Annotated in this window: 33 protein-coding genes and 1 pseudogene; 1 reads left to right on the plus strand and 33 read right to left on the minus strand. The window is 66.7% G+C overall.

Annotated features, from left to right (window positions below):
• The 31 genes and pseudogenes from CTZ28_RS40885 to CTZ28_RS41040 form a co-directional block, all read right to left on the minus strand.
• Window positions 1-310 (minus strand): annotated as a pseudogene (locus CTZ28_RS40885) (DNA-directed RNA polymerase subunit alpha); the annotation flags it as partial.
• A 149-nt stretch (window positions 311-459) separates the two neighbouring features.
• Window positions 460-864: a 30S ribosomal protein S11 gene (gene rpsK, locus CTZ28_RS40890; RefSeq protein ID WP_003956432.1), complete on the minus strand. Its 405-nt coding sequence runs from the start codon at window positions 862-864 to the stop codon at window positions 460-462.
• Window positions 865-929: 65 nt separating this feature from the next.
• Window positions 930-1,310, minus strand: a complete 381-nt coding sequence (gene rpsM, locus CTZ28_RS40895) for a 30S ribosomal protein S13 (protein ID WP_030811707.1) — start codon at window positions 1,308-1,310, stop codon at window positions 930-932.
• 187 nt (window positions 1,311-1,497) lie between these two features.
• Window positions 1,498-1,611: a 50S ribosomal protein L36 gene (rpmJ, locus tag CTZ28_RS40900; RefSeq protein ID WP_003998809.1), complete on the minus strand. Its 114-nt coding sequence runs from the start codon at window positions 1,609-1,611 to the stop codon at window positions 1,498-1,500.
• 60 nt (window positions 1,612-1,671) lie between these two features.
• Window positions 1,672-1,893 (minus strand): translation initiation factor IF-1, encoded by a 222-nt coding sequence (infA, locus tag CTZ28_RS40905; protein WP_004927214.1) that lies wholly within the window; start codon window positions 1,891-1,893, stop codon window positions 1,672-1,674.
• 151 nt (window positions 1,894-2,044) lie between these two features.
• Window positions 2,045-2,881: a type I methionyl aminopeptidase gene (gene map / locus CTZ28_RS40910; RefSeq protein WP_121894839.1), complete on the minus strand. Its 837-nt coding sequence runs from the start codon at window positions 2,879-2,881 to the stop codon at window positions 2,045-2,047.
• Window positions 2,882-3,005: 124 nt separating this feature from the next.
• Complete coding sequence (locus tag CTZ28_RS40915; protein WP_121894840.1) at window positions 3,006-3,668, minus strand: adenylate kinase; 663 nt, start codon at window positions 3,666-3,668, stop codon at window positions 3,006-3,008.
• The gene (secY, locus tag CTZ28_RS40920) at window positions 3,668-4,981 is read right to left on the minus strand and encodes a preprotein translocase subunit SecY (RefSeq protein ID WP_121894841.1); all 1,314 of its coding nucleotides are present in this window, start codon (window positions 4,979-4,981) and stop codon (window positions 3,668-3,670) included. The genes CTZ28_RS40915 and secY overlap by 1 nt, the downstream gene beginning before the upstream one ends.
• Window positions 4,982-5,220: 239 nt before the next feature.
• Window positions 5,221-5,676: a 50S ribosomal protein L15 gene (rplO, locus tag CTZ28_RS40925; RefSeq protein WP_121894842.1), complete on the minus strand. Its 456-nt coding sequence runs from the start codon at window positions 5,674-5,676 to the stop codon at window positions 5,221-5,223.
• Window positions 5,677-5,678: 2 nt separating this feature from the next.
• Complete coding sequence (rpmD, locus tag CTZ28_RS40930) at window positions 5,679-5,861, minus strand: 50S ribosomal protein L30 (RefSeq protein ID WP_039656212.1); 183 nt, start codon at window positions 5,859-5,861, stop codon at window positions 5,679-5,681.
• The gene (rpsE, locus tag CTZ28_RS40935) at window positions 5,861-6,466 is read right to left on the minus strand and encodes a 30S ribosomal protein S5 (RefSeq protein ID WP_003992370.1); all 606 of its coding nucleotides are present in this window, start codon (window positions 6,464-6,466) and stop codon (window positions 5,861-5,863) included. Before rpsE ends, rpmD begins: the two co-directional genes overlap by 1 nt.
• A gap of 36 nt (window positions 6,467-6,502) precedes the next feature.
• Window positions 6,503-6,886, minus strand: coding sequence for a 50S ribosomal protein L18 (gene rplR / locus CTZ28_RS40940; protein WP_121894843.1), 384 nt, complete (start codon window positions 6,884-6,886; stop codon window positions 6,503-6,505).
• A gap of 3 nt (window positions 6,887-6,889) precedes the next feature.
• A complete protein-coding gene (gene rplF / locus CTZ28_RS40945) occupies window positions 6,890-7,429 on the minus strand; it encodes a 50S ribosomal protein L6 (RefSeq protein WP_121894844.1) in 540 nt (179 codons plus the stop codon).
• 24 nt (window positions 7,430-7,453) lie between these two features.
• Window positions 7,454-7,852, minus strand: a complete 399-nt coding sequence (gene rpsH, locus CTZ28_RS40950; RefSeq protein ID WP_121894845.1) for a 30S ribosomal protein S8 — start codon at window positions 7,850-7,852, stop codon at window positions 7,454-7,456.
• A gap of 232 nt (window positions 7,853-8,084) precedes the next feature.
• Window positions 8,085-8,270, minus strand: a complete 186-nt coding sequence (locus CTZ28_RS40960) for a type Z 30S ribosomal protein S14 (RefSeq protein ID WP_003948630.1) — start codon at window positions 8,268-8,270, stop codon at window positions 8,085-8,087.
• Window positions 8,271-8,275: 5 nt separating this feature from the next.
• The gene (rplE, locus tag CTZ28_RS40965; RefSeq protein ID WP_121894847.1) at window positions 8,276-8,833 is read right to left on the minus strand and encodes a 50S ribosomal protein L5; all 558 of its coding nucleotides are present in this window, start codon (window positions 8,831-8,833) and stop codon (window positions 8,276-8,278) included.
• Window positions 8,833-9,156 carry a 50S ribosomal protein L24 gene (rplX, locus tag CTZ28_RS40970; protein ID WP_121894848.1) on the minus strand — a complete coding sequence of 108 codons (324 nt, stop codon included), beginning with the start codon at window positions 9,154-9,156 and terminating at the stop codon, window positions 8,833-8,835. Before rplX ends, rplE begins: the two co-directional genes overlap by 1 nt.
• A gap of 2 nt (window positions 9,157-9,158) precedes the next feature.
• Window positions 9,159-9,527, minus strand: a complete 369-nt coding sequence (rplN, locus tag CTZ28_RS40975; RefSeq protein ID WP_003998823.1) for a 50S ribosomal protein L14 — start codon at window positions 9,525-9,527, stop codon at window positions 9,159-9,161.
• A 104-nt stretch (window positions 9,528-9,631) separates the two neighbouring features.
• Complete coding sequence (rpsQ, locus tag CTZ28_RS40980; RefSeq protein ID WP_121894849.1) at window positions 9,632-9,913, minus strand: 30S ribosomal protein S17; 282 nt, start codon at window positions 9,911-9,913, stop codon at window positions 9,632-9,634.
• Window positions 9,913-10,137: a 50S ribosomal protein L29 gene (gene rpmC / locus CTZ28_RS40985; RefSeq protein ID WP_121894850.1), complete on the minus strand. Its 225-nt coding sequence runs from the start codon at window positions 10,135-10,137 to the stop codon at window positions 9,913-9,915. The genes rpsQ and rpmC overlap by 1 nt, the downstream gene beginning before the upstream one ends.
• Entirely contained in the window at window positions 10,137-10,556 is a 420-nt protein-coding gene (rplP, locus tag CTZ28_RS40990; RefSeq protein WP_103837549.1) for a 50S ribosomal protein L16, read from the minus strand. The genes rpmC and rplP overlap by 1 nt, the downstream gene beginning before the upstream one ends.
• Before the next feature lie 5 nt (window positions 10,557-10,561).
• Window positions 10,562-11,383 carry a 30S ribosomal protein S3 gene (gene rpsC / locus CTZ28_RS40995; RefSeq protein WP_003998826.1) on the minus strand — a complete coding sequence of 274 codons (822 nt, stop codon included), beginning with the start codon at window positions 11,381-11,383 and terminating at the stop codon, window positions 10,562-10,564.
• A complete protein-coding gene (gene rplV, locus CTZ28_RS41000; RefSeq protein WP_121894851.1) occupies window positions 11,383-11,730 on the minus strand; it encodes a 50S ribosomal protein L22 in 348 nt (115 codons plus the stop codon). The genes rpsC and rplV overlap by 1 nt, the downstream gene beginning before the upstream one ends.
• Window positions 11,731-11,774: 44 nt before the next feature.
• On the minus strand, window positions 11,775-12,056 hold the full coding sequence (rpsS, locus tag CTZ28_RS41005) for a 30S ribosomal protein S19 (RefSeq protein ID WP_121894852.1): 282 nt from the start codon (window positions 12,054-12,056) through the stop codon (window positions 11,775-11,777).
• Window positions 12,057-12,068: 12 nt separating this feature from the next.
• Window positions 12,069-12,905 carry a 50S ribosomal protein L2 gene (gene rplB / locus CTZ28_RS41010; RefSeq protein WP_121894853.1) on the minus strand — a complete coding sequence of 279 codons (837 nt, stop codon included), beginning with the start codon at window positions 12,903-12,905 and terminating at the stop codon, window positions 12,069-12,071.
• A gap of 49 nt (window positions 12,906-12,954) precedes the next feature.
• The gene (rplW, locus tag CTZ28_RS41015) at window positions 12,955-13,374 is read right to left on the minus strand and encodes a 50S ribosomal protein L23 (RefSeq protein ID WP_121894854.1); all 420 of its coding nucleotides are present in this window, start codon (window positions 13,372-13,374) and stop codon (window positions 12,955-12,957) included.
• Entirely contained in the window at window positions 13,374-14,039 is a 666-nt protein-coding gene (gene rplD, locus CTZ28_RS41020; protein WP_121894855.1) for a 50S ribosomal protein L4, read from the minus strand. The genes rplW and rplD overlap by 1 nt, the downstream gene beginning before the upstream one ends.
• Window positions 14,040-14,047: 8 nt before the next feature.
• Complete coding sequence (gene rplC, locus CTZ28_RS41025) at window positions 14,048-14,692, minus strand: 50S ribosomal protein L3 (RefSeq protein WP_121894856.1); 645 nt, start codon at window positions 14,690-14,692, stop codon at window positions 14,048-14,050.
• 18 nt (window positions 14,693-14,710) lie between these two features.
• The gene (gene rpsJ, locus CTZ28_RS41030; RefSeq protein WP_003948644.1) at window positions 14,711-15,019 is read right to left on the minus strand and encodes a 30S ribosomal protein S10; all 309 of its coding nucleotides are present in this window, start codon (window positions 15,017-15,019) and stop codon (window positions 14,711-14,713) included.
• A gap of 641 nt (window positions 15,020-15,660) precedes the next feature.
• The gene (gene gdhA / locus CTZ28_RS41035) at window positions 15,661-17,046 is read right to left on the minus strand and encodes an NADP-specific glutamate dehydrogenase (protein WP_121894857.1); all 1,386 of its coding nucleotides are present in this window, start codon (window positions 17,044-17,046) and stop codon (window positions 15,661-15,663) included.
• Between the two features lie 260 nt (window positions 17,047-17,306).
• Window positions 17,307-17,954: a hypothetical protein gene (locus CTZ28_RS41040; RefSeq protein WP_121894858.1), complete on the minus strand. Its 648-nt coding sequence runs from the start codon at window positions 17,952-17,954 to the stop codon at window positions 17,307-17,309.
• Window positions 17,955-18,045: 91 nt separating this feature from the next.
• Between CTZ28_RS41040 and CTZ28_RS41045 the strand changes: the two genes are divergently transcribed.
• A complete protein-coding gene (locus CTZ28_RS41045; protein WP_121894859.1) occupies window positions 18,046-18,387 on the plus strand; it encodes a hypothetical protein in 342 nt (113 codons plus the stop codon).
• 127 nt (window positions 18,388-18,514) lie between these two features.
• On the opposite strand, the gene tuf is transcribed toward CTZ28_RS41045, so the two are convergent.
• Together tuf and fusA are read right to left on the minus strand one after the other, a co-directional pair.
• Window positions 18,515-19,708, minus strand: a complete 1,194-nt coding sequence (gene tuf / locus CTZ28_RS41050; protein ID WP_121894860.1) for an elongation factor Tu — start codon at window positions 19,706-19,708, stop codon at window positions 18,515-18,517.
• Window positions 19,709-19,866: 158 nt separating this feature from the next.
• Window positions 19,867-21,993 carry an elongation factor G gene (gene fusA / locus CTZ28_RS41055; protein WP_121894861.1) on the minus strand — a complete coding sequence of 709 codons (2,127 nt, stop codon included), beginning with the start codon at window positions 21,991-21,993 and terminating at the stop codon, window positions 19,867-19,869.
• Between the last annotated feature and the right edge of the window lie 33 nt (window positions 21,994-22,026).

Consider the following 22,026-nt stretch of genomic DNA (forward strand, 5'->3'; position numbering starts at 1 on the left):
GACCCGGACCCTGCTTGCGCAGATACATCACCACCGGCTCGTCGTGCTCCGAGGAGACGACCAGCTGCTTGATGTTGAGGATCAGGTCGGTGACATCGTCCTTGACACCCGGCACGGTGGTGAACTCGTGCAGCACGCCGTCGATACGGATCGACGTGACAGCAGCACCGGGAATCGACGACAGAAGGGTACGGCGGAGCGAGTTGCCGAGGGTGTAGCCGAAGCCCGGCTCCAGCGGCTCGATCACGAACCGGGAGCGGAACTCGTCGACGACCTCTTCGGTCAACGAGGGACGCTGAGCGATCAGCATGGGTGGATCAGATCCTTCTTTCGTGGACGCCCGCTATTTGACGTCCGACGGGGACCGCACCCGTGAAAGTGCGGGTGATGCAAGGGTACGGGCGGTACGACCCGTACAGAGCCGTACCGCCCGAACCACTGTTCGCGGAGCGTGACGCGTCAGACGCGGCGGCGCTTCGGCGGACGGCAGCCGTTGTGCGGGGTCGGGGTGACGTCCTGGATGGAGCCGACCTCGAGGCCCGTGGCCTGCAGGGAGCGGATCGCGGTCTCACGACCGGAACCCGGGCCCTTCACGAACACGTCGACCTTGCGCATGCCGTGCTCCTGGGCGCGGCGGGCAGCCGACTCGGCGGCCATCTGCGCGGCGAACGGCGTGGACTTCCGGGAGCCCTTGAAGCCGACGTGACCGGCGGAGGCCCAGGAGATCACGTTGCCGGACGGGTCCGTGATCGAGACGATCGTGTTGTTGAACGTGCTCTTGATGTGCGCGTGGCCGTGAGCGACGTTCTTCTTTTCCTTGCGGCGCACCTTCTTGGCAGCGCCCTGACGACCCTTGGGGGGCATCTACAAACTCCTACGGGAGGTGGTCGGTCCTACAGCGAAGACCGTGGACAGGTATCCGCTGCGGACTACTTCTTGCCCGGCTTCTTCTTGCCGGCGATGGCGCGACGCGGGCCCTTGCGGGTACGAGCGTTGGTGCTGGTGCGCTGGCCGCGGACGGGCAGACCGCGACGGTGACGGAGACCCTGGTAGCAGCCGATCTCCACCTTGCGGCGGATGTCGGCCTGGATCTCGCGACGGAGGTCACCCTCGGTCTTGATGTTGTTGTCGACGTACTCGCGGATCGCGACGAGCTGCTCCTCGGAGAGGTCGCGAACGCGGGTGTTCGGGTCGACGCCGGTCGCAGCCAGCGTCTCCTGGGAGAGGGTCCGGCCGATGCCGAACACATAGGTGAGGGCGACCTCCACGCGCTTTTCGCGCGGGATGTCAACACCGGAAACGCGTGCCATTCAATGGCTCCAGTTACTTGTCGGAGGTCTTCCACAGGACCGGATCCCAGCCGCCGTACCAGGTACGAACTGGGTCCCCGGCCTCCGAGCCGGGGGTGTCGGAACCGAACGGTGCCGGGTCCTGCGTATGAACAGATTCAGCTTGCGTCGCGCGAAGCCCTGCGTGATGCAGAGGTCCGGTCCTGCGTCAGCCCTGGCGCTGCTTGTGGCGCGGGTTCTCGCAGATGACCATGACCCGGCCGTGACGGCGGATCACCCTGCACTTGTCGCAGATCTTCTTGACGCTCGGCTTGACCTTCATGGGATGTGAGGTTCTCCGGGTCAGTGCCATCGCCCCGGCGGACCGGGGCGCGGGCAAGATCTACTTGTATCGGTAGACGATCCGGCCACGCGTCAGGTCGTAAGGAGACAGCTCCACCACGACCCGGTCGTCAGGGAGGATGCGGATGTAGTGCATACGCATCTTGCCGCTGATGTGTGCCAGAACCTGGTGGCCGTTCTGGAGCTCGACCCTGAACATGGCGTTCGGAAGAGACTCGACGACAGTGCCCTCGATCTCGATGGCACCTTGCTTCTTGGCCACGCTTCGCCCTTCGAATCGACTACCTTGATCGACTCCCTCGCGTCCCTTGCGGGCACATGCGGACATGCGAGTGCACGAGAGCCGACGAGTCAGTCTACGTCAGCGCCCCCGGAAAGACGAATCCAGGAAGTCTGCCCCGGGCCGGAGATCGTTATGCCAGCGGGTCGGGGGCGGCGGTGATGCCGTGCTCCGCCAGCTTGGCCCGGCCGCCGTCGGGGGCGGTCAGCACCAGCGGCCCCTGCTCGGTCAGGGCGACGGAGTGCTCCCAGTGGGAGGACCAGGTGCCGTCGGTGGTGATGACCGTCCAGTTGTCCTGGAGCACCTCGGTCTTCGGGGTGCCCAGGGACACCATCGGCTCGATGGCCAGGCAGAAGCCGGGGACCAGCTTGGGGCCCTTGCCGCGCCGGCGGTCGACGTAGTTCAGCAGGTGCGGGTCCATGTGCATCTCGGTGCCGATGCCGTGGCCGCCGTAGTCCTCGACGATCCCGTAACGGCCGCCGCCGGGCTTCGGCTGGCGGCGGATGTAGGTCTCGACGGCCCGGGAGACATCGACGAGCCGGTTGCCCTGCCGCATCGCCGCGATCCCGGCCCACATCGACTCCTCGGTCACCCGGGACAGCTCGATCAGCTCCGGGGCGTGGCCGGAGCCCACGAAGGCCGTGTAAGCGGCGTCGCCGTGCCAGCCGTCCACGATCGCGCCGCAGTCGATGGAGATGATGTCGCCGTCCTTGAGGACCACCTCGTCCGACGGGATGCCGTGGACGACGACCTCGTTGACCGAGGTGCAGATGGTGGCCGGGAAGCCGCCGTACCCGAGGAAGTTCGGCGTGGCGCTGTGCTCGGCGAGCACCTTGCGCGCCACCTCGTCCAGGTCCTTGGTGCTGGCGCCGGGCACGGCGGCCTCCCGGGTGGCCGCGTGGATCGCGGCGACGACCAGCCCCGCCGCACGCATCTTGGCGATCTGCTCGGGGGTCTTGATCTGCACCATGGGGGGCCTGCGCTCTCCGTCACTCACGACAACCGGTCACTGCACAACACTACGGCCGCGGCGCCCTGGGGTACCCCCGGACGAGGTCCGGGAGAGGGCACCGCGGCCGGAAGACCCGAGGAGGCTACTTGGCGTCCTCGTCCCGCTTGAGCGCTCCGAGCGCCCGCTGGGTGATCTCGTCCACCGGGCCCAGGGCGGAGATCGTCACGACCAGCCCCTGCGCCTTGTAGTAGTCGATGATCGGCTCCGTCTGCGTGTGGTAGACCTCGAGCCGCTTGCGGACGGTGCCCTCGGAGTCGTCGTCACGCTGGTACAGCTCGCCGCCGCAGACGTCGCAGACGCCTTCCTTCTTCGGCGGGCTGTAGGTCACATGGAAGACGTGCTCCGACTTGTTGCGGCAGGTGCGCCGGCCGGCGATCCGCTTGACCACCTCGTCCTCGGGGACTTCGAGGTCGAGCACGGCGTCCAGCGTGACGTTCTCGTTCTCCAGCAGTTCGTCCAGCGCCTCGGCCTGGGAGACGTTCCGCGGGAAGCCGTCCAGCAGGAAGCCGTTCTCGGCATCCGGCTGCCCCATACGGTCCTCGGCCATCGCGATGGTGACCTCGTCGGGGACGAGGTTGCCGGCGTCCATGTAGGACTTCGCGAGTTTCCCCAGCTCAGTCTGCTGGCTGATGTTGGCCCGGAACAGGTCGCCCGTGGAGATGTGCGGGATGCGCAGTTCTTCGGAAAGTCGCACAGCTTGCGTTCCCTTACCGGCACCCGGCGGCCCGACGAGGACGATTCGCATCAGCGGAGGAACCCTTCGTAATTGCGCTGCTGAAGCTGGCTCTCGATCTGCTTCACCGTTTCGAGACCCACACCCACGATGATCAGGATGCTGGTGCCACCGAACGGGAAGTTCTGGCTTGCCCCGAAGCCAACCAACGCCATCGTCGGTACGAGAGCGATCAGACCCAAATACAGCGAACCCGGCCAGGTGATCCGGTTGAGTACGTACGACAGGTACTCAGCGGTCGGTCGGCCAGCCCGGATGCCCGGGATGAAGCCACCATACTTCTTCATGTTGTCGGCGACTTCCTCGGGGTTGAAGGAGATCGCCACGTAGAAGAACGCGAAGAAAACGATCAGCAAGAAGTAGAGGGTGATGTAGATCGGGTGGTCGCCCTTGGTCAGGTTCGTGGTGATCCACTGTTTCCAGCCGGAGTTGCCGCCGGCGAACTGGGCGATCAGAGCCGGGATGTAGAGCAGCGAGGACGCGAAGATGACGGGGATCACACCCGCCTGGTTGACCTTCAGCGGAATGTAGGTGGACGTACCCCCGTAGGAGCGACGGCCGATCATGCGCTTCGCGTACTGCACGGGGATGCGGCGCTGGGCCTGCTCGACGAAGACCACGAGCGCGACCATGATCAGGCCGACCGCGATGACGGTGCCGAACTCGATCCAGCCGTCGGCCAGGGTGCCCTGCTTCTTGATCGCCCACAGCGCGGACGGGAAGGTCGCGGCGATCGAGATGAACATGAGGATCGACATGCCGTTGCCGATGCCGCGGTCGGTGACGAGCTCGCCCAGCCACATGACGACGGCCGTACCCGCGGTCATGCAGATGACCATCGTGATGGTGGCGAAGATCGCCTGGTCGGGGACGATGCTCGACGCGACGGTGCAGCCGGAGAAGAGGGCGCCGCTGCGGGCGGTGGCCACCAGGCCGGTGCCCTGCAGGATGGCCAGCGCCACCGTCAGATAACGCGTGTACTGCGTGATCTTCGCCGTGCCGGACTGGCCCTCCTTCTTGAGGGCTTCCAGGCGCGGGATGACCACGGTCAGCAGCTGCAGGATGATGCTCGCCGTGATGTACGGCATGATGCCGAGGGCGAAGACGGTGATCTGCAGCAGCGCGCCGCCGCTGAACATGTTGACGAGACCGAAGAGTCCCTGATTGCCGGATGCCTCTTTCACGCACTGCTGGACGGCTTGGTAGTTGACGCCGGGGATCGGGATGTGGGTACCGACCCGGTAGACCACGATGATGCCCAGCGTGAAGAGCAGCTTCTTGCGCAGGTCGGGCGTCCTGAACGCCCGGGCGAACGCGGTGAGCACGGTGCCTCCTGCGACCCCCGCGCAACTGCGTCAAGGGTGACGGTCTTGAGGTTCGACAAAGACAAATACGTAACGGTCAACTGCCGATCAGAGTGCCCCATGTGAAGCACCCAAGGAAAGTGGGCAGTGCAGGCAACCTTACCGGCGACACTGCTCCCTTGGAACGACCGACCGGGGATACCCCATTTGTAGGGCATCCCCGGTCGGGTTCGTTCAGGTCATCGAGTCACCCGAGTGGGTCAGACGAGCTCGGTGACGGTGCCGCCGGCAGCGGTGATCTTCTCCTTGGCGGAGCCGGAGACGGCGTCGACCGTCACCTGCAGCGCCACGGAGACCTCGCCCTGGCCGAGCACCTTGACCAGGCTGTTCTTGCGAACGGCGCCCTTGGCCACCAGACCCTCGACCGTGACCTCGCCACCCTCGGGGTAGAGCGCGGCCAGCTTGTCGAGGTTCACGACCTGGTACTCGGTCTTGAACGGGTTCTTGAAGCCCTTCAGCTTCGGGAGGCGCATGTGCAGCGGCATCTGGCCGCCCTCGAAGCGCTCCGGAACCTGGTAGCGGGCCTTGGTGCCCTTGGTACCACGACCGGCCGTCTTACCCTTCGACGCCTCACCACGACCGACACGGGTCTTGGCGGTCTTGGCGCCCGGGGCGGGACGGAGGTTGTGGATCTTCAGCGGGTTGCTCTCCGCCATGATCAGTCGACCTCCTCGACCGACACGAGGTGGCGGACGGTGTGCACCATGCCGCGGAACTCGGGGCGGTCCTCCTTGACGACCACGGTGTTGATCCCCTTGAGACCAAGCGACCGCAGGGTGTCACGGTGGTTCTGCTTGCTGCCGATGTAGGACTTGACCTGCGTGATCTTCAGCTGAGCCATCACGCACCCGCCCCGGCACGCGCACGCAGCAGGGCCGCGGGCGCAACGTCCTCGAGCGGCAGACCACGGCGGGCCGCGATCTCCTCGGGACGCTGCAGACCCTTCAGGGCCGCCACGGTCGCGTGCACGATGTTGATCGCGTTGTCGGAGCCGAGCGACTTCGACAGCACGTCGTGGATGCCGGCGCACTCCAGGACGGCACGCACGGGACCACCGGCGATCACACCGGTACCCGGCGAGGCCGGCTTGAGGAGCACGACACCGGCGGCCTTCTCACCCTGAATGGGGTGCGGGATGGTGCCCTGGATCCGCGGGACCTTGAAGAAGTGCTTCTTGGCCTCCTCGACACCCTTGGCGATGGCGGCCGGCACCTCCTTGGCCTTGCCGTATCCGACACCCACGGTGCCGTCACCGTCGCCCACCACGACCAGCGCGGTGAAGCTGAAGCGACGACCACCCTTCACAACCTTGGCGACGCGGTTGATCGCGACGACGCGCTCAACGTACGCGGTCTTCTCGGCGGCAGCAGCGCCGCCGTCACGGCCCTTCCGGTCCCGCCGCTCGCCGCCACCGGCACCGCCACCGCGGCGCTGGGGTCCAGCCATTGGATTACCTCTCTCTATTCCGCTAGCTACGGCGGCTCAGAACCTGAGCCCGGCCTCGCGGGCGGCGTCCGCCAGGGCGGCGATGCGCCCGGCGTACTGGTTGCCACCACGGTCGAACACGACGGCCTCGACACCGGCGGCCTTGGCACGCTCGGCGACCAGGGCGCCGACCTGCTTGGCCTGCGCGGACTTGTCGCCCTCGGCACCGCGGATCGACGTGTCCAGCGTGGACGCCGATGCCAGCGTGTGGCCCTTCAGGTCGTCGATCACCTGCGCCACGATGTGACGGTTGGAGCGGGTCACGACCAGACGGGGACGCTCCGCCGTACCGGCGATCCGCTTGCGGATCCGGATGTGGCGGCGCTTGATCGCGGCGCGCTTGTAGGCGTCGCCCTTGAGGATCTTCTGCCCGTATGCCATGGCTTACTTACCCGCCTTTCCGACCTTGCGGCGGATGACTTCGCCCTCGTACTTGACGCCCTTGGCCTTGTACGGGTCAGGCTTGCGCAGCTTGCGGATGTTGGCCGCAACCTCGCCGACCTTCTGCTTGTCGATGCCCTCGACCGAGAACCGGGTCGGGGCCTCCACCTTGAAGGAGATGCCCTCGGGGGCCTCGACCACGATCGGGTGGCTGTAACCGAGAGCGAACTCCAGGTTCGAACCCTTGGCGGTCACGCGGTAGCCGACACCGCTGATCTCGAGCTTCTTCACGTAACCCTGGGTCACGCCGGTGATCATGTTCGCCACCAGCGTGCGGGACAGGCCGTGCAGGGCCTTGTTCTGACGCTCGTCGTTGGGGCGGGTCACCTGCAGGGTGCCGTCGTCGCCCTTGGCGATCTCGATCGGCGCCACGACGGTGTGGGTCAGCGAGCCCTTGGGGCCCTTGACCGAGACCGTACGGCCGTCGATGGTGACGTCCACGCCGGCGGGAACCGCGATGGGGAGCTTGCCGATGCGCGACATAGCTGTTTCCTCCGTTCCCTTCTGCTACCAGACGTAGGCGAGGACTTCCCCACCCACGCCCTTCTTGCCGGCCTGCTTGTCGGTGAGGAGCCCGTACGACGTGGAGATGATCGCCACGCCGAGGCCGCCGAGCACCTTCGGCAGGGAGGTGGACTTCGCGTACACCCGGAGACCGGGCTTGGAGATCCGCTTGATGCCCGCGATGGAGCGCTCACGGTTGGGGCCGAACTTCAGCTCCAGGACGAGGGACTTGCCGACCTCGGCGTCCTCGACCTGCCAGCCCGTGATGAAGCCCTCCTGCTGGAGGATCTCCGCGATGTGCGACTTGATCTTCGAGTGCGGCATCGCCACGGAGTCGTGGTACGCCGAGTTCGCGTTCCGCAGACGCGTCAGCATGTCTGCGATCGGATCAGTCATGGTCATGAATTGGCCTTCGGCCTCTCTCGCCGGGGTTTCCTGGTGCGCCGTCCCTCTCCCCGATCCGAGACGGGACGGGTGCGGCGCGGTGGACCTACGGCGTAGTAAGCAAACATTAGTGGGCCGTGCCCACGGGCGGTGGTCAGGCGCCCAACCCTCCAAGCCTAAGCCATGGAACGAAGGGCACCTGACACGCCCACTGCTTACCGAGAGCCCTGGGAATCCCGAACGGGCGGGATTACCAAGAGCTCTTGGTCACGCCCGGCAGCTCGCCACGGTGAGCCATCTCACGAAGGCACACGCGGCACAGGCCGAACTTGCGGTACACGGAGTGCGGACGGCCACAGCGCTGGCAGCGGGTGTAGCCACGCACACCGAACTTGGGCTTGCGAGCAGCCTTGGCAATCAGAGCCTTCTTCGCCATCTCGCTCACGCCTCCTTGAACGGGAAGCCGAGGTGACGAAGGAGCGCGCGGCCCTCAGCGTCGTTGGTCGCCGTGGTGACCACGGTGATGTCCATACCCCGGACGCGGTCGATCTTGTCCTGGTCGATCTCGTGGAACATGACCTGCTCGGTGAGACCGAAGGTGTAGTTGCCACGGCCGTCGAACTGCTTGGGGGACAGACCGCGGAAGTCGCGGATGCGCGGCAGCGCGAGCGACAGGGTGCGGTCCAGGAACTCCCACATGCGGTCGCCACGGAGCGTGACGTGGGCACCGATCGGCTGCCCCTCGCGCAGCTTGAACTGCGCGATGGACTTGCGGGCCTTGGTGACGGCCGGCTTCTGACCGGTGATCGTGGTGAGGTCGCGGATGGCGCCCTCGATCAGCTTGGAGTCGCGGGCGGCGTCGCCCACACCCATGTTGACCACGATCTTGACGAGGCCCGGGATCTGCATGACGTTCTCGTACTTGAACTCGTCACGCAGCTTCGAGGCGATCTCGTCGCGGTACTTCGTCTTCAGACGCGGAGTGGTGGTGGTAGCCATCAGATGTCCTCACCCGTCCGCTTGGCAACGCGGATCTTGTTGCCCTCTTCGTCGAAGCGGTAGCCGACACGCGTGACGACCTTCTTGCCGTCCTTCTCCACGACCAGCTGGACGTTGGAGATGTGGACCGGCGCCTCGGTGGTCACGATGCCGCCGGCCTGGGAACCGCGAGCGGTCGGGCCGGCCTTGGTGTGCTTCTTGACCCGGTTGACACCCTCGACCAGGACGCGGTCCTCGCGCGGGTAAGCGGCAATGACCTTGCCCTGCTTGCCCTTGTCCTTGCCGGTGATGACCTGGACCAGGTCGCCCTTCTTGATCTTCATGCTTACAGCACCTCCGGCGCGAGCGAGATGATCTTCATGAACTTCTTCTCGCGCAGCTCACGGCCGACCGGGCCGAAGATGCGGGTGCCGCGAGGGTCGCCGTCGTTCTTCAGAATGACGGCGGCGTTCTCGTCGAAGCGGATGTACGAGCCGTCCGGACGGCGGCGCTCCTTGACGGTGCGAACGATGACCGCCTTGACGACGTCACCCTTCTTCACGTTGCCACCGGGGATCGCGTCCTTGACGGTGGCGACGATGACGTCACCGATGCCCGCGTAGCGGCGACCGGAGCCACCGAGCACACGGATGCAAAGGATCTCCTTCGCGCCCGTGTTGTCGGCGACACGCAGCCGCGACTCCTGCTGGATCACGTCTATCTCCTGTTTGTCTGCCGGTTCCCGGCAGGGGTTCCTTCACGCAACCCCTGCCGAGCCTGGCGGAACTGTCCTGCGAGGCAACTGCCCCGCAGGAATTACTACTTGGCCTTCTCGAGGATCTCGACGACGCGCCAGTGCTTGGTGGCGGACAGCTTCCGGGTCTCCATCAGGAGGACACGGTCGCCGATGCCGGCAGCGTTCTGCTCGTCGTGCGCCTTGAGCTTGTTGGTACGGCGGATGACCTTGCCGTACAGCGCGTGCTTCACACGGTCCTCGACGGCGACGACGACGGTCTTGTCCATCTTGTCGCTGACGACCAGGCCCTCACGGGTCTTGCGGGCGTTGCGCTCGGTCGTTTCAGTCACGTTGCTCTCGCTCATCAGGCGCTCTCCACCGTTTCGATGCCCAGCTCACGCTCGCGCATCAGGGTGTAGATCCGCGCGATGTCCTTGCGGACCGCCTTCAGACGGCCATGGTTCTCAAGCTGACCGGTCGCCGCCTGGAAGCGGAGGTTGAACAGCTCTTCCTTGGCCTCGCGGAGCTTGTCCAGCAGCTCCTCGTTGCCCAGCTCGCGCAGCTCGGACGCCTTGGTACCGGCCGACATCACGCTTCACCTGCCTCGCGCTTGACGATCCGGCACTTCATCGGCAGCTTGTGGGCCGCACGGGTCAGCGCCTCACGGGCGATCTTCTCATTGGGGTACGACAGCTCGAACATCACGCGTCCGGGCTTGACGTTGGCGATCCACCACTCCGGAGAACCCTTACCGGAACCCATGCGGGTCTCGGCCGGCTTCTTCGTCAGCGGACGGTCCGGGTAGATGTTGATCCAGACCTTGCCGCCACGCTTGATGTGACGGGTCATGGCGATACGAGCCGCCTCGATCTGGCGGTTCGTGACGTACGCCGGGGTCAGCGCCTGGATGCCGTACTCGCCGAACGCAACCGTCGTGCCACCCTTGGCAGCGCCGTCGCGCTTCGGGTGGTGCTGCTTGCGGTGCTTGACCCTACGGGGGATCAGCATGTCGGTCAGGCCTCCGTTCCGGTGCTCTCAGCCGGAGCGGACGCGGGAGCCTCGGCCTTGGGGGCCTCGGCGCCGGCAGCCTGCTGCGGCTTACGACCGCGCCGTTCGCCACCGCGGCCACCACGGGCCGGGCGGTCGGCACCGCCACGCGCCGGGCGGTTGCCCGCACGGGCGGCGGCGTTCTCGGCGCGGACCTCGGCGATGTTCTTGACGTCGCCCTTGTAGATCCAGACCTTCACACCGATGCGGCCGAAGGTCGTCTTGGCCTCGAAGAAGCCGTAGTCCACGTTCGCGCGGAGCGTGTGCAGGGGCACCCGGCCCTCGCGGTAGAACTCCGAGCGGGACATCTCGGCGCCGCCGAGGCGGCCACCGCACTGGATCTTGATGCCCTTGGCGCCCGCCTTCATCGCCGACTGCATGCTCTTGCGCATGGCGCGGCGGAAGGAGACGCGGGAGGACAGCTGCTCGGCGACGGCCTGGGCCACCAGCTGAGCGTCCGTCTCCGGGTTCTTGACCTCGAGGATGTTCAGCTGGACCTGCTTGCCGGTCAGCTTCTCCAGGTCACCGCGGATGCGGTCGGCCTCGGCGCCGCGGCGGCCGATGACGATGCCCGGGCGCGCGGTGTGGATGTCCACGCGGACGCGGTCACGGGTGCGCTCGATCTCGACCTTGGAGATGCCGGCGCGCTCCATGCCGGACGTCATCATCCGACGGATGGCGACGTCTTCCTTGACGTAGTCCTTGTACAGCTTGTCGGCGTACCAGCGCGACTTGAAGTCGGTGGTGACACCGAGCCGGAACCCATGCGGGTTTACCTTCTGGCCCATTACCGGGTTCCTTCCTTGCTGCTGACGACCACGGTGATGTGGCTGGTCCGCTTGCGGATCCGGTAGGCACGGCCCTGGGCCCGCGGGCGGAACCGCTTCAGGGTCGGGCCCTCGTCGACGTACGCCTCGGAGACGAACAGCGAGTCGGCGTCGGAGTGGTCGTAGTTGTGCGCGGCGTTGGCGATGGCGCTGTCCAGCACCTTGCCCACCGGCACCGAGGCTGCCTGCGGAGCGAATCGCAGAACAGCCTGGGCCTCCGTGGCGTCCATGCCACGGATGAGGTCCACCACACGGCGGGCCTTCATGGGCGTGACGCGGATGTACCGCGCCTGGGCCCTGGCTTCCATGGTTGTCCCTTCAGAGTTACTTGCTTGTCTGGTGCGATCCGCGCCTAGCGGCGCTTCGACTTCCGGTCGTCCTTGACGTGGCCCCGGAAGGTGCGGGTCGGCGAGAACTCGCCGAGCTTGTGGCCGACCATCGACTCGGTGACGAACACCGGGATGTGGATCTTGCCGTTGTGCACCGCGATCGTGTGGCCGAGCATGGCCGGGACGATCATCGAGCGACGGGACCAGGTCTTGATGACGTTCTTGGTGCCGGCTTCGTTCTGGGTGTCCACCTTCTTCATCAGGTGGTCGTCGACGAAGGGCCCCTTCTTCAAGCTACGAGGCATCTCAACCCGTCCTTAGCGCTTCTTGTTCGTCTTGCGGCGGCGGACGATGTACTTGTTCGACGCCTTCTTGGGCGAACGAGTACGGCCTTCCTTCTTGCCCCACGGGGACACAGGGTGGCGGCCACCGGAGGTCCGGCCCTCACCACCACCGTGCGGGTGGTCCACCGGGTTCATGACCACACCACGGACGGTCGGGCGAACACCCAGCCACCGCTTGCGGCCCGCCTTGCCCCAGTTGATGTTGCTCTGCTCGGCGTTGCCGACCTCGCCGACAGTGGCGCGGCAGCGGACGTCGACCAGGCGGATCTCACCGGACGGCATGCGCAGGTGGGCCATGGAGCCCTCCTTCGCGAGCAGCTGCACGGAGGCACCGGCCGAGCGGGCGAACTTGGCGCCGCCGCCCGGACGCAGCTCGATGGCGTGCAGCGTGGTACCGACCGGGATGTTGCGCAGGGCGAGGTTGTTGCCCGGCTTGATGTCGGCCCCGGGGCCGTTCTCGACGCGGTCGCCCTGGCTCAGGCCACGCGGCGCGAGGATGTAGCGCTTCTCGCCGTCCACGTAGTGCAGGAGCGCGATGCGCGCGGTGCGGTTGGGGTCGTACTCGATGTGCGCGACCTTCGCCGGCACGCCGTCCTTGTCGTGCCGACGGAAGTCGATCACACGGTAGGCGCGCTTGTGTCCGCCACCCTGGTGGCGAACGGTCACACGACCGGCGTTGTTACGGCCGCCCTTGCTGTGCAGGGGGCGGACCAGCGACTTCTCCGGCGTGGACCGCGTGACCTCGACGAAGTCGGCGACGCTGGCGCCACGACGGCCCGGCGTAGTCGGCTTGTACTTGCGGATTCCCATTGTCTCTCAGTCCTCGGAAGATTCCCGATTATCTGGACGCTCCGACCGCTTACGCGGTCGGACCGCCGAAGATGTCGATGCGGTCGCCCTCGGCGAGGGTCACGATCGCGCGCTTGGTGGCGGCGCGCTGGCCGAAGCCCGTGCGGGTCCGCTTGCGCTTGCCCTGGCGGTTGATCGTGTTGACCCCGGTGACCTTGACCGAGAAGACCGCCTGGACGGCCTCCTTGATCTGGGTCTTGTTGGCACGCGGGTCGACGACGAACGTGTACTTGTTCTCGTCGAGGAGCGCGTAGCTCTTCTCGGACACGACCGGCTTGAGCAGGACGTCACGGGGGTCCGTGTAGGCCTTGCTCGCCGGGGTGACGACGGTGTTCTTGCCCTCGGCGGCGTGGCGCCTCGCCTTGGCGACGCGCGCGGCCTTGGCGGCCTTGGCGGCCTTCGAGGCGATAGCGGGGTGACGGACAGCCATCAGACCTCGCTCCCTTCGGTGTCATTGTTCCGCGCAGCAGCTGGCGCGCCGGACACGAAGGACTCGAACGCGGCCTGGGTGAAGACCACGTCGTCCGAGACGAGAACGTCGTACGTGTTCAGCTGGCCCGGCTCCAGGATGTGCACCTGGGGCAGGTTGCGGGCGGACAGCCACGCGGCCTCGTCGGCGCGGTCGACGACCAGGAGCAGGTTCTTGCGCTCGCTGATCTTGCCGAACAGGCTCCTGGCGGCCTTCGTGCTGGGGGCCTCGCCCTCGACCACGCCGGAGACGACGTGGATGCGGCTGTGCCGGGCCCGGTCGGTGAGGGCACCGCGCAGGGCGGCGGCCTTCATCTTCTTCGGGGTCCGCTGCGAGTAGTCACGCGGCTGCGGGCCGTGCACGACGCCACCGCCGGCGAACTGCGGCGCACGGGTCGAACCCTGGCGGGCGCGGCCGGTGCCCTTCTGGCGGTACGGCTTCTTGCCACCACCACGGACCTCGCCACGGGTCTTGGTCTTGTGGGTGCCCTGGCGGGCAGCGGCCAGCTGCGCGACGACGACCTGGTGGATCAGCGGAACGCTGACCTTGGCGTCGAAGATCTCCGCGGGGAGCTCGACGGAACCGGCCTTCTCGCCCGCCGGCGAAAGGATGTCAACAGTGCTCATCGGTTACCTCAGGCCCCCTTGGCCGCGGTGCGGACCAGGACGAGGCCGCCGTTCGGACCGGGAACCGCGCCCTTGATGAGCAGCAGACCCTTCTCCGCGTCAACGGCGTGGACGGTCAGGTTCTGGGTGGTGACCCGCTCGTTGCCCATGCGACCCGCCATGCGGAGGCCCTTGAACACACGACCCGGGGTGGCGCAGCCACCGATGGAGCCGGGGGAGCGGTGCTTGCGCTGGGTACCGTGCCCGGCGCCGAGGCCACGGAAGTTGTGGCGCTTCATGACACCGGCGAAGCCCTTGCCCTTGCTCTTGCCGGTGACGTCGACCTTGAGGCCGGCCTCGAACACCTCGGCGGTGATCTCCTGGCCCAGCGTGTACTCGGAGGCGTCCGACGTGCGGATCTCGACGAGGTGACGACGCGGGGTGACGTCGGCCTTGGCGAAGTGACCCTTCAGGGGCTTGTTCACCTTGCGCGGGTCGATCTCGCCGAAGGCGATCTGGACGGACTCGTAGCCGTCGGCGTCATTGGTACGGACCTGGGTGACGACATTGGGCCCGGCCTTGACGACGGTGACGGGAACAACGCGGTTGTTCTCGTCCCACACCTGCGTCATGCCGAGCTTCTCGCCCAGGATGCCCTTGATCTGCTTAGCCATCTCTCAGATCACCGCGCCTCAGAGCTTGATCTCGATGTCGACACCGGCCGGGAGGTCGAGTCGCATCAGAGAGTCAACGGTCTTGGGGGTCGGGTCGAGGATGTCGATCAGGCGCTTGTGCGTGCGCATCTCGAAGTGCTCGCGCGAGTCCTTGTACTTGTGCGGCGACTTGATGACGCAGTACACGTTCTTCTCAGTGGGCAGCGGCACCGGGCCCGCGACCGACGCACCAGTACGGGTCACCGTCTCGACGATCTTCTTCGCCGAGGAGTCGATGACCTCGTGGTCGTAGGCCTTGAGCCGGATGCGGATCTTCTGTCCCGCCATGGCTACTCAGTAGTCCTGTCTCTTCTTACGCTCCGGAACCCGGTGTTCCCTTCGCCCTCTCCGACCCACGCGGTCGGGCGTGTCGCACCCCCGCTGACACAGATGTCCCTTGTTCGAACATCCCTGGCGGGGAATGCACACGGCCCTTCCGGAACCGCAGACCGGGGACGGAAGGCCCACCGGGCGCCTGGCCGGTGCCGCGCCGACACTTCCCGGAAGATTCCCGTACGTCCAACCCACATGGGGTTGACGAGTACTGTGGGACTAGCTTCCGGTCCTCCCGGCGGGAGGCGCACAGCATCAACACTCGACCGAGCAACTCGGACAGTCTGCCACAGTGGGCGGGGGGCTGGCCAATCGAGCGGAAGAGAGTACCCCGGGGGTGGCATGGGTCAAACCGAGACCCACGGACCGTTCACCCACAACTCGCCGTCGCACACGGTCAGCCCGCCCCCGCGCTCGGACGCGGCGCTCCGCTGTCCACTGCTCCGCGAGGTGGGCACCGTCCCGAGTGAAGAGGACCTCGGCCGTGGCCGAACCGTCCTCGCGCATCCGCCACTTGGCGGTGCGCCGGATCATCCGGATCACCGGGGACGGCGCGCCCTGCCTCGCGGGAACCGCCGCACGGGGTGCCGTTCGTCTCAGATGACGCCCTGTGCCAGCATCGCGTCGGCGACCCGCTCGAAGCCGGCGATGTTCGCGCCGGTCACATAGTCGCCGGGGAAGCCGTAGCGTTCGGCGGTCTCATGACACGTGGTGTGGATGTCCGCCATGATGCGGGCCAGTTCCTCCTCGACACGGGCGGCCCCCCACGCGGTGCGTGACGCGTTCTGTGCCATCTCCAGGGCGCTGACCGCGACCCCGCCCGCGTTCGCCGCCTTGCCGGGGCCGAAGGCCACCCCCGCGCGCTGGAACAGGTGCACGGCCTGCGGTGTCGTCGGCATGTTCGCGCCCTCCGACACCGCCTTCACACCGTTGCGGACGAGGGTGGCCGCGTCGTTCTCGTCCAGCTCGTTCTGCGTCGCCGCCGGCAGCGCGACATCGGCCGGGACGTCCCAGACCCGCCCGCCGGACACGAACCGCGCGGACCCGCCCCTGCGCTCGGCGTAGGTACTGATCCGGCCGCGTTCGACCTCCTTGACCTGCTTGAGCAGATCCAGGTCGATGCCCTTGTCGTCGACCACGTACCCGCTGGAGTCCGAGCAGGTCAGCGGGTTCGCACCGAGGGCGAGCAGCTTCTCTATGGTGTAGATGGCGACGTTTCCCGAGCCGGAGACGACCGCCGTCCGGCCCTCCAGGTCCTCGCCCCGCACGCGCAGCATCTCCGCCGCGAACAGCACGTTCCCGTACCCGGTCGCCTCGGGCCGGATCAGGGACCCGCCCCAGTGCGGGCCCTTGCCGGTGAGGACGCCGGACTCCCAGCGGTTGGTGATCCGCCGGTACTGGCCGAACAGGTAACCGATCTCACGGGTGCCGACGCCGATGTCACCCGCCGGCACGTCGGTGTGCTCACCGATGTGCCGATACAGCTCCGTCATGAACGACTGGCAGAACCGCATGACCTCCGTGTCGCTGCGGCCGTGCGGGTCGAAGTCGCTGCCGCCCTTGCCGCCGCCGATGCCGAGCCCGGTGAGCGCGTTCTTGAAGATCTGCTCGAAACCGAGGAACTTCACGATGCCGAGGTTCACCGACGGGTGGAAGCGCAGGCCCCCCTTGTACGGGCCGAGCGCGCTGTTGAACTCGACACGGAAACCGCGGTTGACGTGGACCCGGCCGTGATCGTCCTGCCACGGCACCCGGAAGATGATCTGCCGCTCCGGCTCGCACAGCCGCTCGACGAGTCCCGGCTCCGCGTACTCCGGACGGGCCGCGAGCACCGGCGCGAGCGTCTCCAGCACCTCGCGGACGGCCTGGTGGAACTCGGGTTGGGCCGGGTTGCGATGCTCGATCTCGGTCCGCACGATGTCCAGTGAGGACGGCGAGGGCAGCAGGGTCGGCGAGAGTCTCGCTTCGGATCGGGTGGTCACGTGGTCCCCTTCCGGGCACGGCTGTCACCGGTACGTACCGGTGGTGAGCGCTCGGCGCCGTTGCCGCGCGCAGGACTGGGGCCGCCCCGGGGGTGGACATCCGGGGGCGGCCGGCACCTCAGTGTTACCCCTGTGTAAACGCCGAGGCCAGCCCCCCTACCGCGGATGTCCGCCATCTGAGACCCACACCCCCGGACAACCAACTCCCCGAGACCGACATCACACCCCGGAACGCGCCGGCGCTGTCGCTCGCCGTTGGCTCAGTTCGTGAAGCGGAACGTTGAGGTGATGGCGTCGAAGATGTCGAAGAACGAGTCGGCCAGGTCGAGTACCTGGCTGCTGCCGGCGACGAGGGCCACCTTGCCCTCCTGGCCCGGAACCGGGATGTAGGTCTGCATCAGCACGGCCCGGACGGTGCGATTGAGGCTGTCGTCCGGGACGGGGATGTCCTCGATGCCATGGGTACGGGCGGCCGGACCGACCCCGGGTATGTCGACGGTCGTCACCTTCCGCCAGGAGTCACCCGGCTTCCTCGCTTCCTTGACGGCGAGTTGGGAGGCGATCGCGGCGGGATCGTTGGCCAGCGGCGCCCCCTCACTGGTGCGTCCGCCGACCAGCGAGACGGTGACCGAGCCGGTGATCGGGGTGTCCCCGCCGAAGCTCTCGGCCATGCAACCGCAGTACAGCGCGCCGGACTTCCAGGCGTCGGCCGCGGCCCTCCGCAGAAAGCCGGTGTACGTGTCGCGGTACGGAGCCAGTTCCGGGCGCTGCTCGACCCGCTCGTTCACCATGCGCCGGATCGAGTCGTCACGCGACTCCGGGCGTACGTCGAACTCCCACCACGACTCCGGCACCTTGATGCGGAAGCCGCCGCGCTCGATGGTGAGCGTCTCCATGTAGCGGGCCATCGCTGTCATGTCCCCCGTTTCGTCGGTCACTTGTCCAGGCAGCATGCTGTTGTACGGTGCGGCCCAGACTACGAGAACGGGGGACGGACGCATGGGCAAGGGCAAGAGCGACCTCTCGCTCCCGCTGACCGAACTTGAGGACTACGGCCGGCGTCTGCGCTCGATCAAGACCCGCCTGAACCACACCAAGAAGCTCTTCGAGTCCTACAAGGACGACATCGGCGACGGCAAGGTCAACGACGCGCTGGACGACTTCGAGTCGAACTGGGAGGACGGCCGCGAGGACATCACCCGGCAACTGGACGCCCTCGCCGACATGTCCGACACGGTGGTGCGCGAGTTCCGGAAGCTCGACGACGACCTGGCGAAGAAGGTCGACGACGCGGTGAAGACTGAGGACAGACGAGGCCCGCGGCAACAGCGGCCGGAATGACCCCCTGAACGCCCTCCGGCCCCGCCGCTCCCCCGACCGTCGTGCGCCCCCGCCCGGACGAACGCCGAAAGGCCCGTACGACCGGAGTCGTACGGGCCTCTCAGAGACCTGCCGGGTCAGCCCGAGATCACTTGTTGATCTTGGTGACCTGGCCGGCGCCCACCGTACGGCCACCCTCACGGATGGCGAACTTCAGGCCCTCTTCCATGGCGATGGGCTGGATGAGCTCCACCTTCATCTCGGTGTTGTCACCCGGCATGACCATCTCGGTGCCCTCGGGGAGGGTCACGACGCCGGTCACGTCCGTCGTACGGAAGTAGAACTGCGGACGGTAGTTGTTGAAGAACGGCGTGTGGCGGCCACCCTCGTCCTTGGAGAGGATGTAGGCCTGCGCCTCGAACTCGGTGTGCGGGGTGACCGAGCCCGGCTTGATGATGACCTGGCCGCGCTCGACGTCCTCGCGCTTGATGCCGCGGAGGAGCAGACCGACGTTCTCACCGGCCTGGCCCTCGTCGAGCAGCTTGCGGAACATCTCGATACCGGTGACCGTGGTGGAGGTCTTCTCGGTCTTGATGCCGATGATGTCGACGGTCTCGTTGACCTTGAGGACACCACGCTCGATACGGCCGGTGACGACCGTACCGCGACCGGTGATGGTGAAGACGTCCTCGATCGGCATCAGGAACGGCTTGTCGATGTCGCGCTCCGGCTCCGGGATCGCGCTGTCGACGGCGTCCATCAGGTCCAGGACCGACTGGCCCCACTCCTTGTCGCCCTCGAGGGCCTTGAGCGCCGAGACCTTGACGACCGGAACGTCGTCGCCCGGGAACTCGTACTCGGAGAGGAGCTCACGGACCTCGAGCTCGACGAGCTCCAGGATCTCCTCGTCGTCCACCATGTCGGCCTTGTTCAGGGCGACGACGATGTACGGAACGCCGACCTGGCGAGCCAGGAGCACGTGCTCCTTGGTCTGCGGCATCGGGCCGTCGGTGGCGGCGACCACCAGGATGGCGCCGTCCATCTGCGCGGCACCGGTGATCATGTTCTTGATGTAGTCCGCGTGACCCGGGCAGTCGACGTGGGCGTAGTGACGCGCCTCCGTCTGGTACTCGACGTGCGCGATGGAGATGGTGATACCGCGCTGGCGCTCCTCAGGAGCCTTGTCGATCTGGTCAAAGGCCGAGGCCTCGTTCAGGTCCGGGTACTTGTCGTGCAGCACCTTGGTAATGGCGGCCGTGAGGGTCGTCTTACCGTGGTCGATGTGACCGATGGTGCCGATGTTGACGTGCGGCTTAGTCCGCTCGAACTTCGCCTTCGCCACTGGGGTCCTCCTGTGGAGTGGTTCTGTACGCCTTACTTCATCGGCGCCAGGTGATCTTTGCTGTAAAGGCCCGGAACCCGGGGGCGTTCCGTCCGCGTTTGCGGGGGAATGCCCCTGGAGGCTCCGGAGTCAAGCCTACGGCGTGTGAACGGGGTGCGTTACTCGCCCTTGGCCTTCGCGATGATCTCCTCGGCGACGTTCCGCGGAACCTCGGCGTAGGAGTCGAACTGCATCGAGTAGCTTGCGCGACCCGACGTCTTGCTGCGGAGGTCGCCGACGTAGCCGAACATCTCCGACAGGGGCACAAGGCCCTTGACGACGCGGGCACCGGCCCGCTCCTCCATGGCCTGGATCTGACCACGGCGGGAGTTGATGTCGCCGATGACCTCACCCATGTAGTCCTCGGGCGTGGTGACCTCGACGGCCATCATCGGCTCCAGGAGCACGGGGCCGGCCTTGCGCGCGGCCTCCTTGAAGGCCTGCGAACCGGCGATCTTGAACGCGAGTTCGGAGGAGTCGACCTCGTGGTAGGCACCGTCGAGCAGGATGACCCGGACACCGGTCATCTCGTAGCCCGCCAGGATGCCGAACTGCATGGCCTCCTGCGCACCGGCGTCGACCGAAGGGATGTACTCCTTCGGGATGCGGCCACCGGTCACCTTGTTAACGAACTCGTACGAGGTGTCGCCACCCTCGAGCGGCTCGATCGAGATCTGCACCTTGGCGAACTGGCCGGTACCGCCAGTCTGCTTCTTGTGCGTGTAGTCGACCCGGTCGACCGTCTTGCGGATGGTCTCGCGGTACGCGACCTGCGGCTTGCCGACGTTGGCCTCGACCTTGAACTCACGGCGCATACGGTCGACCAGCACCTCGAGGTGCAGCTCGCCCATGCCGCCGATGATGGTCTGGCCGGTCTCCTCGTCCGAGTGGACCTGGAAGGACGGGTCCTCCTCGGCCAGGCGCTGGATCGCGATGCCCAGCTTCTCCTGGTCGCCCTTCGACTTGGGCTCGATGGCGACCTGGATGACCGGCGCCGGGAAGTCCATGGACTCCAGGATCACCGGGGCCTTCTCGTCGCTCAGCGTCTCACCGGTGGTGGTCTGCTTCAGGCCCATGACGGCGACGATGTCGCCGGCGCCCACCGCCTCGATCTCCTCACGCTTGTTGGCGTGCATGCGGTAGATCTTGCCGATGCGCTCCTTGCGGCCCTTGACCGAGTTGAGCACGGCGGTGCCGGACACCAGGCGGCCGGAGTACACCCGGACGAAGGTGAGCTTGCCCAGGTGCGGGTCGCTCATGATCTTGAACGCCAGCGCGGACAGCGGCTCGTCCTCGGACGGCTTGCGCGTGACGACGACCTCGGGGTCCTTGACGTCGTGGCCCTCGATGGCCTCGACGTCGAGCGGCGAGGGGAGGTAGCGCACGACCGCGTCGAGCAGGGGCTGAACGCCCTTGTTCTTGAACGCGGTACCGCAGAACACCGGGGTGACGGTGGTGCTGCTGCTCTTGCCGGACGCGATGGTGATACGACGGATCGCCGCGTACAGCTGCTCCTCGGTGGGCTCCTCGCCCTCCAGGTACAGCTCCATCAGCTCTTCGTCGTTCTCGGCGACGGCCTCGAGCAGCTTGCCGCGCCACTCGTCGGCGGCCTCGGTGTGGGTGGCCGGGATGTCGACGATGTCGTACATCTCGCCCTTGGAGGCCTCGGCGGACCACACCAGGGCCTTCATCTTCACCAGGTCGACGACGCCCCTGAAGTCCGCCTCGGCACCGATCGGCAGCTGCATGACCAGCGGCTGGGCGCCCAGACGGTCGGAGATCATGTCGACGCAGCGGTGGAACTCGGCACCGGTGCGGTCGAGCTTGTTGACGAAGCAGATACGCGGGACGCCGTAGCGGTCCGCCTGACGCCACACCGTCTCGGACTGCGGCTCAACGCCGGCGACGCCGTCGAACACCGTCACGGCACCGTCGAGGACGCGCAGGGAGCGCTCCACCTCGACCGTGAAGTCGACGTGGCCCGGGGTGTCGATGATGTTGATGGTGTGGTCGACGTCTTCCAGCGGCCAGTGACAGGTGGTGGCAGCAGAGGTGATCGTGATGCCACGCTCCTGCTCCTGCTCCATCCAGTCCATGGTGGCAGCGCCGTCATGGACCTCACCGAGCTTGTACGAAACGCCGGTGTAGAACAGGATCCGCTCGGTGGTGGTCGTCTTGCCCGCGTCGATGTGGGCCATGATCCCGATGTTGCGGACCTTGGCCAGGTCAAGTGAAGTGGTAGCCATAAGGCTTCAGTCTTCTCTCGGTCTCGATGTGGG

It is taken from the genome of Streptomyces shenzhenensis, from assembly GCF_003688995.1.
Lineage (GTDB): Bacteria > Actinomycetota > Actinomycetes > Streptomycetales > Streptomycetaceae > Streptomyces > Streptomyces shenzhenensis_A.

What these genes read in the sequence shown, in the direction of transcription:
- rpsK (WP_003956432.1), bottom strand. Translation starts at nt 864, where the DNA reads ATGCCCCCCAAGGGTCGTCAGGGCGCTGCCAAGAAGGTGCGCCGCAAG.
- rpsM (WP_030811707.1), bottom strand. Translation starts at nt 1,310, where the DNA reads ATGGCACGCGTTTCCGGTGTTGACATCCCGCGCGAAAAGCGCGTGGAG.
- rpmJ (WP_003998809.1), bottom strand. Translation starts at nt 1,611, where the DNA reads ATGAAGGTCAAGCCGAGCGTCAAGAAGATCTGCGACAAGTGCAGGGTG.
- map (WP_121894839.1), bottom strand. Translation starts at nt 2,881, where the DNA reads ATGGTGCAGATCAAGACCCCCGAGCAGATCGCCAAGATGCGTGCGGCG.
- CTZ28_RS40915 (WP_121894840.1), bottom strand. Translation starts at nt 3,668, where the DNA reads ATGCGAATCGTCCTCGTCGGGCCGCCGGGTGCCGGTAAGGGAACGCAA.
- rplO (WP_121894842.1), bottom strand. Translation starts at nt 5,676, where the DNA reads ATGGCGGAGAGCAACCCGCTGAAGATCCACAACCTCCGTCCCGCCCCG.
- rpmD (WP_039656212.1), bottom strand. Translation starts at nt 5,861, where the DNA reads ATGGCTCAGCTGAAGATCACGCAGGTCAAGTCCTACATCGGCAGCAAG.
- rpsE (WP_003992370.1), bottom strand. Translation starts at nt 6,466, where the DNA reads ATGGCTGGACCCCAGCGCCGCGGTGGCGGTGCCGGTGGCGGCGAGCGG.
- rplR (WP_121894843.1), bottom strand. Translation starts at nt 6,886, where the DNA reads ATGGCATACGGGCAGAAGATCCTCAAGGGCGACGCCTACAAGCGCGCC.
- rplF (WP_121894844.1), bottom strand. Translation starts at nt 7,429, where the DNA reads ATGTCGCGCATCGGCAAGCTCCCCATCGCGGTTCCCGCCGGCGTGGAC.
- rpsH (WP_121894845.1), bottom strand. Translation starts at nt 7,852, where the DNA reads ATGACCATGACTGATCCGATCGCAGACATGCTGACGCGTCTGCGGAAC.
- CTZ28_RS40960 (WP_003948630.1), bottom strand. Translation starts at nt 8,270, where the DNA reads ATGGCGAAGAAGGCTCTGATTGCCAAGGCTGCTCGCAAGCCCAAGTTC.
- rplE (WP_121894847.1), bottom strand. Translation starts at nt 8,833, where the DNA reads ATGGCTACCACCACCACTCCGCGTCTGAAGACGAAGTACCGCGACGAG.
- rplX (WP_121894848.1), bottom strand. Translation starts at nt 9,156, where the DNA reads ATGAAGATCAAGAAGGGCGACCTGGTCCAGGTCATCACCGGCAAGGAC.
- rpsQ (WP_121894849.1), bottom strand. Translation starts at nt 9,913, where the DNA reads ATGAGCGAGAGCAACGTGACTGAAACGACCGAGCGCAACGCCCGCAAG.
- rpmC (WP_121894850.1), bottom strand. Translation starts at nt 10,137, where the DNA reads ATGTCGGCCGGTACCAAGGCGTCCGAGCTGCGCGAGCTGGGCAACGAG.
- rplP (WP_103837549.1), bottom strand. Translation starts at nt 10,556, where the DNA reads ATGCTGATCCCCCGTAGGGTCAAGCACCGCAAGCAGCACCACCCGAAG.
- rpsC (WP_003998826.1), bottom strand. Translation starts at nt 11,383, where the DNA reads ATGGGCCAGAAGGTAAACCCGCATGGGTTCCGGCTCGGTGTCACCACC.
- rplV (WP_121894851.1), bottom strand. Translation starts at nt 11,730, where the DNA reads ATGGAAGCCAGGGCCCAGGCGCGGTACATCCGCGTCACGCCCATGAAG.
- rpsS (WP_121894852.1), bottom strand. Translation starts at nt 12,056, where the DNA reads ATGCCTCGTAGCTTGAAGAAGGGGCCCTTCGTCGACGACCACCTGATG.
- rplB (WP_121894853.1), bottom strand. Translation starts at nt 12,905, where the DNA reads ATGGGAATCCGCAAGTACAAGCCGACTACGCCGGGCCGTCGTGGCGCC.
- rplW (WP_121894854.1), bottom strand. Translation starts at nt 13,374, where the DNA reads ATGGCTGTCCGTCACCCCGCTATCGCCTCGAAGGCCGCCAAGGCCGCC.
- rplD (WP_121894855.1), bottom strand. Translation starts at nt 14,039, where the DNA reads ATGAGCACTGTTGACATCCTTTCGCCGGCGGGCGAGAAGGCCGGTTCC.
- rplC (WP_121894856.1), bottom strand. Translation starts at nt 14,692, where the DNA reads ATGGCTAAGCAGATCAAGGGCATCCTGGGCGAGAAGCTCGGCATGACG.
- rpsJ (WP_003948644.1), bottom strand. Translation starts at nt 15,019, where the DNA reads ATGGCGGGACAGAAGATCCGCATCCGGCTCAAGGCCTACGACCACGAG.
- CTZ28_RS41040 (WP_121894858.1), bottom strand. Translation starts at nt 17,954, where the DNA reads ATGGCCCGCTACATGGAGACGCTCACCATCGAGCGCGGCGGCTTCCGC.
- CTZ28_RS41045 (WP_121894859.1), top strand. Translation starts at nt 18,046, where the DNA reads ATGGGCAAGGGCAAGAGCGACCTCTCGCTCCCGCTGACCGAACTTGAG.
- fusA (WP_121894861.1), bottom strand. Translation starts at nt 21,993, where the DNA reads ATGGCTACCACTTCACTTGACCTGGCCAAGGTCCGCAACATCGGGATC.